The following is an 8132-nucleotide window of genomic DNA, read 5'->3' as shown; positions in this document are numbered from 1 at the left end:
TCTTTTTTTTTTTTGTGTTTTTTGTTTTTTTGGTTAGTCCGCCCCCCGGGGGCGCCGGCCGCGCCCCCCCCCGGGGGGGGGCGCCCCCCCCCGCTCCGGTGGGTCGGTTTCTAGCTGATATTACAGACGGATTTGATGTCGCAGCCTTCAAATCCAGTCTGGACGAAGTACGGGTCGCTGTCCAGGAGTCGGATTTCTGAAGTGAACCGGCCGAGGTCACCACCTGCGTTGGTGTTCTGCAAGACCGGAACCGCAGCCCGGCCGCAAGTCTCGTTCCAGGTCGGTATTGGGTAGTTGTTGTCCAGTTCCAGCATCCAGGAGCCGTCGGCCTGCTCGTGGGTGTACAGCTGGACGCAGTCCTTGCCCGAGTCGAGCGTCATCCCGCCGCTCTCACGTGACCTGGCGAAAGGGTACTCGTCGCAGCTTGTTCCACCCGCGTTAGGGTTTGGATTCCATTCCGCCACGGCGGTTAGACACATCTTGTTCTGATTTTCCTTGGCCTTCGTTTCGTCGGCCAGGCGATGCAGCGGCTTGTTGTACTTCTCGCTGCCTGGGTGGGATGCCAGCTTCTCCATGAGGACCCAGTAGTACGCGGAAGTGGCTGGGTACTTCTTCGTGTTCAGCTGCAGCGTCGGGGTGTACTTCGGGAATACACACCCCGTGTTCCCACCCACCTTGTTGTCACAGCGGACGTCGAAATTGTTGTTGCTCCACTTTGGGACCGCTTCGACCGTGGCGCTTGGTGTGGACCAGCTGGTGTCCCACGTGAAGTTGAGGAGGTCTTCACCACCGCTGACCTTGTTCCACGAGTAGGTGTTGGTGCGCGTGGCGACGTGCGGGTCCCCCGCAGTCCATGTCGTGCTGTCGGTCCAGGTGCCGTTGCTTTCGGCGCAGGCGGTGGTGGTCCAGCATTCTTCGTCGAACGAGGTCAGCGTGGTCGAGCTGATTCCCGTCATGTTGACCAGGGAGACCTCGGTCCACGTGGTGAACTGATTCGACTTGGGGTCGAGCCTGATCTCCTGGATGACCTTCATGGTCGCGTTGCCGACGGGAGCGCCGTTGTCTGTCGCGGTCAGGACGAGAAGCCCGCGCAGACAGCCTTCCGTCCTTGTCTGCAAGGCAGCCCCGTTGACGTCCTGGCACCATACGACGGGCCCTGTCGCCGCAGCGGCGGTCACGGCCGACTTGGCGGCCCCTGGCAACCTCGCGCCCTTTGCGTTCTTCTCGTTCAGTGGCTTGTACGTGGCGCACAGGGTGACGCTGTCACCGCCGGTCGAGCACGATTCCTTGCCCGAGCTGCTACTGAGCGACGAGGACATGAGCGACGACGTGGTGCTGACTTCCTTCGCGTTCTGCGCGGCCACGAAGTCGATGTCCGGGGCGTTCGGGTCCGCTGCTGGAAACGTGACGGCGTTCAGGCCGTCGTAGTCGCCGGGTACGAACGCGACGGCATCGTAGGCGACATCCTTGTCGGCGGTACCGTCCGATGTGGAGTTGGTCAGTTGTACCTCGGGGGCCTGGTCGTTGAAGTTGTAGGCGCCGAGGGAGACCCAGCTGTTGTTGTGGGAGTTCTGGTCGATGGTCTTGCTGACCGCTCCGAATGGCGTGATCACCTTGTAGGTGGCGTTGGAGACCTGCGCGCCGGTGTCCGGGATGTGCACGAAAACCTCGGCCTGTCTGCCGGAGATGGCGGAGTTCATTTTCCAGTCGCCCAGGATGGTCATGCGTCCGCTGTCGCCGCCCAAGTGATCAGTGTCGCGTGCATGGGTGAACCAGAAGTGACCGTTGTAGCCGCCGCCGATCTGGTGCAGGTCGGCTTTTGCGTCGTACTGACCGAGCCCTGGTCCGGTCGCGGCGGGGTCGGGGTAGAAGGTGAACTGGAACGATCCGTCGGTCGTGGTGGTGCCGCAGTCACTCCAGGTGTTGGTGCCTGCGGGCACGGACTCGACGACCTTCGCGCCCGAGGGTGCGCCGGAGCAGACGGGTGTGCCGTACTGGAGGCGGTAACCGCGCCCGGGCTCATTGACCGCGGTGACGTACTTGATGTGTTCGATGCCGCAGCTGGCGGCGCAGTCCGACTTCCAGGTGACGTTGGACTCGTGCCACCAGTACTGGGTGTAGCACCCGGCGGTGGGGCAGTTGGGCGGGTTGGCGGTGTCGCAGTTGTTCTTGGTGTTGCAGAACGCGTCGAGCGGCGGTGAGACGTGCACCCGGCGGTATTTTCCGCTGGATGGGTCGATGACCGTACCGTTGGTGCCGTTCCAGGAGGCGGGGTAGAAGCCGGCGGAGGAGAAGCCGGACTCGCCGGGCCAGTCCTGGCGGCCGGAAGTGGCGTAGGAGTGGCCGGTGTCCTGGGACCAGGCGGCCCAGCCCATCACCTTCTCCTCGTAGGGCCACTTCTGCGGCTGGGCGGCGTCCTTCGCGGCCAGCGGGTCCAGGTCGGTGTTCATGAAGGCCAGGCGGGATGCGGGGTAGACGGGGTTGGCGGGGTTGTTGTACCAGCCCAGGCCCCAGTTGCCGTTGGTTGCGGCGTCCGCTTTCTTGTTGAAGCCGAGGTTGTAGTTCCACACGGCGGTGAACCAGTTCTCGGGCTTGGCGGGGTCGTCGTTGTTGACGGTGATCGTCTGATCGCTCTGGTGAACCTCGTTCCATTTGTCGGCGAGGATGTAGAGCGACGCGGCGATGTTGGTGGTGTAGTCGATGGCGATCGCGCGCTGCGTGCTGACCGGGAGAGAGGTTTCGCCCGCCTTCTCGTATCCGGCTTTGCGCATGCCGTCGGTGACCTGGCCGACGCCGTAGCCGCAGTCGGACTTGTCCCAGTGGATGGTCCAGAAGTCGGCGAGGCTTCCGCCGGACTGGTGGCCGTAGTAGCCGTCGACAGCCGCGAGTGGGCTGCCCATCTGGCCGGGGATGGATCCGGATTCGGCCTGCCAGAGGTTTGATTCCTGGGCGAGGATGCCCAGTTGGACCTGTGCGGGGATGCGTCCGCCACCGGTCAGGGAGGGCCTGGGAAACAGGCCCTGCGGGTTGATGGTGGAGAGGCCGGTCTGTGATCGCCAGCCGCCCTGGGTGATGTAGCCGGAGGTCAGTTGGCCGCGTACGGCCATGTCCACGGCCCATTCGACCTGGTTCGGGGTCGGCTGAAGCGCCTGGGTCTTGACATCGTTGCGGGGCACGGAACACCAGGCCTCGGTGTCGACCGGGTCGTGTGCCCTGGCGTCGTCGTCGGCTGTGGTCATCCTGTTCGTCGTTGCCATCTGCGGCTTGGAGGAGCCGGTCAGTGCCGGCGACGGCCTGCCCCCCGCGGTGCTGCCGGGCTCGGCGACTTTCTGGTTGGTGTGTTTGCCGGTGCCTGGCACCGAGCCGTTGATGGTCAGGACGTGGCTGGTGCTGCCCGTCCTCGTCTCGGCTGCCGGTTCCTTGGTCACGGCGCCAGTGAAGCTGCGGCCGGCGTTGTTGATGTTGGCGACGCCCGCCCGCACGGCCGGGGATACGACCGGGTCGACGGCGAGGCGTCCGCGGGTGGAGAGGTCCGCGTCGGGTGAGACGTTCAACTGCTTGATGCCGCTGGCCGTGAAGATCTTGCCGCGGTTCGCCTTCCCGGCCAGGTAAACGGTGCCGTCCGTACCCTGACGCAGGTTCATCGAAGTGAGGCTGCCGCTCGCGACGGTCGCCTTCTGGCCGCGCGCGTACGTCTGTACGTTGGCGTCGGTGTCGCCCGTGCGGTCGATGTAGCTGACCGTGCCGTCACTGCTCACACGGATGGCATACGGGGCGTGTTTCGTGGTGGCGAGCTTGACTGTCCTGCCCTTGCGGTCGACGTGGACGAGCCGGTTTCCGGCGGCGGCGATGACGCCGTCCTTGACGGGGACGGCGGAGGTTACCTCACCCGTGGCGGTGGTGTCCGCGACCGTGGTGCCCTTGGTGTCGACCGTAAGCAAGCGCGTCTTGGTGTCGCGCAGTGCGGTGAAGGCGGCGGTGTGTGTGGCCGGGTTGCACGTGGGGTCGAAATAGGCCAGGGACGCGGTGAAGGGCAGCTTGGTGACGCTGCCGTTGTCGAGGTTGACGATCGCGGTGAACGCGCCGCCCATCATCAGGTCGGGCTTGTTGGCGAAGGTGCGGGGAGCGTAGACGACGGCCGCGTGGTGGTCGTCCATGACGCACTGGTTGCCGATCCAGGTGTCGGCCGGGAGCTGGGGCTCGCTGAGGACAGCAGCCGTCTTCCACGCGTAGGCATTCTTGCTGTCCGCGACCAGAAGATGCAGACCGTCGCTGTCGGCGGCGGCAGTCACAGCCCGGTCGGTCGAGGTCTTCCACCCCTTGCCCAAGGTGGTGTCCGGAGACGCGACGGCGCCTGTCGCGGCTCGAGGCGCCGACGTGGAAGCTGTAGGCGTGGGCTTGGGGCTGGGCTCCGCGGTGGCGGGCTGGGCTTGTATGAGTCCTGATAATGCGGCGGTGACGGCGAGGGCCGCAACCGTGCCTCGTCTATGACGGGTTATCACTTGTCCCCTCTTCTCTGCATCCGTGATGCAGACATCGATGTCCTTGACCGGAATGTCATCACGGCTCTCGGAGTTGATCTCCGTGGCGACCGTGACATTCAGCGAGCGGCCTCGCGGCCGCTGTTGTTGATGCCCGGAACTTCGGGCGGCCTGCAGGAAAGCTGATGCGGGTTGCAGGCGAGGACTCGGTGCCGCGTTCGGCACTGGCCACCGGCCCGCCCATAGCCGTATGAGTTCGGTGCCCCGGTTCCGGCAGGCGGCGCAGTGACGAACGTGGCGGGCAGCGGTCCGTGGTACGACCCTTGCGATTCAGTACTGGCCCTATGGGATGTACGCGTCGCACACGGGCCGCGGTAGACGGCTTCTGGGCAGCGGCGACGGCGGTTCCTCCCAGGACGCGGGGCAGACGCGGCATCGCATTACTACTGCCGGTCAACGAGAGGAGTGAATTCGTCAACGTAGATCTTCGGTACCTGCGGAATCGGACCTAGCTTTTTCGAACCGATCACCGCATCATCCCGCTTCGTTTTGCCCGGCGGGACGTCCTGCAGCCAGAACCGGTTGTACGCGGTCCATCCCTTTCCGTCAGCGATGCTGATCTGAATCGAGTACGTCGCCTTCCGCTCATTGGTATTGGCTACGTCGACCTCGGTACGCACACCGCTGTTTTCCGGTGTGGCACGCACGGTCAGGTCGCCGTACTCCAGGACACGCGTACGGCCTTCGGAGTGCACCGAAGGCACAGGGGACGGACGCACTTGCGGACTGCTCTGCGCCGCGCTCGGAGTCGCCGACCGTTTCGGTACGGAGGGCGCCCTGTCAGCTGACCCGTCCGTACACCCGGCGGCCAGTACGCACGCCGCCAACAGGCACAGTGCCCGGGCCGTCTGCGGTCCGGGCACTACCACTCCAGTCTTCACTGGGCGTTAGCCGCCGTTTCCTTGCGCGCAGCGGTGATTTCCTTGCCGCGCTGATCCTTGACGTCGGTCAACTGTGTCTTGTTGTCGGCGATTTGCTTGTCCTGGATGGCAGACTCCACGTCGAACCAGATCTTCACCAGGTCCGTCTGCTGCTTGCAGTCGATGTCGTCGACGGCCAGAGCGATGGACTCCTGCGACGGCTTCCCGTCGTTGGTGACCCCCTGGTCCATCGCCTTGTAGGGATCGGCAAGGCCGGCGTGTCCTTTGCCGCCCATACACGAAGACCAGGCGGCGATGGCCTTGATGACCTTGTCGTCCTTCATCGACTGCACCAGGCTGTCCCCGGCGAGCTGTGCCACGAAGGTGGGGTCGGCGTCCTTCACGCCGAGTTGGTCCTTTGACCAGCCGATGCAGCCGCCCGTCTTCAGCTTCTTGCCGTTGTACTCCGCCCGAGCGGGCTTGGTGCCCTGGCTGGGGGCGGAGATCAGCGCTCCTGCCTTGACTTCCTTGGGACTCTTGGGCTGTTCGGGCTTGGTGTGGCCGGTCAGGACCTCGACTTCGACGTCGGACAGGTCACGCATGGGCTGTTTCGTGTGCTCTTGCAGGGCCGGGGGGAGTTCGTAGCCGTACTTCTCGGCTGCGGCCCGGTCGGTGATGCCGTAGCGGCGTTCGATGTTGGCATCGTTGTCACTGGGAGGCGGGTTGGCGCCCGCTCGCGGCAGCGTCACGTCGATGCCGTAGTCCTTCATGCAGGACTGCTGTAAATCGTTGGCGGCCTGCTCGACGGTGACCTGGTCTTCGTAGGAGGCCATGTACGCCTCCAGCGGAAGGGACAGGCCTTTCGTCAGGCCACTGGTGGGGATCTTCTGGGGCCAGTTTTCCTTGTTCACGATCGGCTTGCCGTCAGCTGCGTTCTGCGTGAGGTGTTCGCTGGTTCCGGACGAGCAGGCGCTGACCAGGAGAGCGGAAGCGGCCACGGCTACGGCGGTGGCGGTCCGCTTGATGTGCTTCACGGGGGGTTCCTTCTTACGCGAAGTGGGAGGAGGCGTTGTTGTTCTTCAGAGCGGAGATCAAGTTGGTGATGTTGCAGTCTCCGTAGGGGCCGTTCTTCGCGAAGTACTGAGAGGTGCCCCCGTAGCCGGAGCTGAAGTACACGCGGTAGTTGTCGTCTCGGGCGCAGTTCTGCACGGACGCCGCGTTGTTCTTCATGTACTGGCCGTTGCCGTTGCCGCCGTTACCGAAGACGTACCGGTAGGTGGACAGTGTCGATCCCTGGTACTGGCTCGTGCCCCAGTGGTCGTCCACGTTGCCGTAGAACGTCGTGAACGCCGACTTGTAGGTGCCATCCTGGATGGCGATGTCCTTCGAGTTGTAGAACAGCCACAAATCGCCGGAGGAGCAGGTGATCCACGGAACGTCACAGTTGTCGGTGACGTTGAGGGTGGCTGCGTGGGCGGGTGTGGCGGTGGCGAGCAGAGCCGCCGCGGTGACGGCGAATGCTCCTGCGGCGGTCTTCGCGCGTAACGGTATGAGCTTCAAGATGTCTCTCCCCTGTTCGGCGGACCAAGAGGTCCGCCGGAGACCTGATCAGGCGGCTGGGTAGCCCAGTTGCCCGGACCCGCGCCCCGTGCCGGCCGGATGCTGAAAATCCAGATGTGGTGCTCGAGGGTCAGCTGGGACACTAGCACGGCATGCTCATGACGTTCGATCATTTTTTCGATTTCCGTGTCCGGCGGCGATGGCGGGCGGTGAGGTCGGTGAGTGCGTAGACGGTCCGCTGTGTCACCTATCCCGAGCGCAGGTGGGTGCGGTGGCGCAGGGTTTTCGCGGCCTGCACCGCGTGGGGGAAGTCCAGCCCGAGATCGGTGACGGTAGCGCCCTGGTCGTCCGTGTCTCCTTGCGGCCGTGCCCCGTTTCGCGGTCGTAGCGCCGGGCGGTGGGCAGCGACCTCGAGTGCCGGAACAATCCGGGCTGGTTGGCCTTGATCAGCAGCCGGCACCCGCAGCTGGGTGACGGTCTGCCCGTCGCCGGTCATCGCCGCCAGCAGATGGGCAGCCGGGCTGGTGGGGGTGCGGGAGCCGGGGCATACGGCGGTCAGGACGCGGCGAATGGTCACCGTGCTCGGCGCGATCCGGGTGCTGAACACCGTCGTCGTGCGGGCGCCGAGGCGGGCGAGGGTGTCCTGTGGGGCGTTGCGGGCCCACTGCCCGATCGCGGCGAACGAGCGGGCGCGGTGCTGACGCGAGGGCGACTTGATCAGACAGACGCTGGCAGACTGACGGCACATCGAAGCAGTGATGATGGTGCCGTGGTCCTCCGCCGGGTCTGACCCACATCGAAGCTGACGCCCAAGGGCTGTCATGTCGGAGAACTGTCGACTCGCTGCGGAGGGCCATCACGGCCACAGCCGATCGGGCGCTCGTGACCTGATAGGAGCTTGGGCTAGAAGCCCCCGTCACTGCTTTGTCCGCCGCCCGACCGGCGTGTGCTGCCCCTCTTGGCAACCCGGAAGGACAGCACCTCCATCATGACCGATCAACGCCCGGACGTCTTCGGCGGCGTGGACACCCACGCCGACACCCACCACGCCGCCGCCGTCGACCCCATCGGTCGGGCCCCGGGGGGCGCCCCCGGGGCGCCCCCCCGCCCCGGGTAACGCGCCCAGCGGGGCGGGCGGCGCGTGGTCGGGGCCCGGCGCGCCGGCGGCGGC

6 protein-coding genes are annotated in these 8132 nt (G+C 65.3%); 1 reads left to right on the top strand and 5 read right to left on the bottom strand.

Features of this window, described 5'->3' with window-relative positions; translation table 11 throughout:
• Positions 1-110 precede the first annotated feature (110 nt).
• The 5 genes from ACIRVK_RS36495 to ACIRVK_RS36475 form a co-directional block, all read right to left on the bottom strand.
• Entirely contained in the window at positions 111-4292 is a 4182-nt protein-coding gene (locus tag ACIRVK_RS36495) for a Tat pathway signal protein (RefSeq protein WP_404254873.1), read from the bottom strand.
• Between the two features lie 632 nt (positions 4293-4924).
• A complete protein-coding gene (locus tag ACIRVK_RS36490; RefSeq protein ID WP_404254871.1) occupies positions 4925-5236 on the bottom strand; it encodes a hypothetical protein in 312 nt (103 codons plus the stop codon).
• A gap of 182 nt (positions 5237-5418) precedes the next feature.
• Entirely contained in the window at positions 5419-6435 is a 1017-nt protein-coding gene (locus ACIRVK_RS36485) for a hypothetical protein (RefSeq protein ID WP_404254869.1), read from the bottom strand.
• Between the two features lie 13 nt (positions 6436-6448).
• Entirely contained in the window at positions 6449-6961 is a 513-nt protein-coding gene (locus ACIRVK_RS36480) for a hypothetical protein (protein ID WP_404254867.1), read from the bottom strand.
• 247 nt (positions 6962-7208) lie between these two features.
• Positions 7209-7709, bottom strand: coding sequence for a hypothetical protein (locus tag ACIRVK_RS36475; RefSeq protein WP_404254865.1), 501 nt, complete (start codon positions 7707-7709; stop codon positions 7209-7211).
• Positions 7710-7949: 240 nt separating this feature from the next.
• Here ACIRVK_RS36475 and ACIRVK_RS36470 point away from each other — a divergent pair, with 240 nt between their 5' ends.
• Positions 7950-8078: a hypothetical protein gene (locus tag ACIRVK_RS36470; RefSeq protein ID WP_404254863.1), complete on the top strand. Its 129-nt coding sequence runs from the start codon at positions 7950-7952 to the stop codon at positions 8076-8078.
• The last annotated feature ends 54 nt before the right edge of the window (positions 8079-8132 follow it).

The sequence above is a fragment of the Streptomyces sp. NPDC101152 genome (assembly GCF_044768275.1).
GTDB lineage: Bacteria > Actinomycetota > Actinomycetes > Streptomycetales > Streptomycetaceae > Streptomyces.
This window is presented reverse-complemented; position numbering and strand designations above follow the sequence as displayed.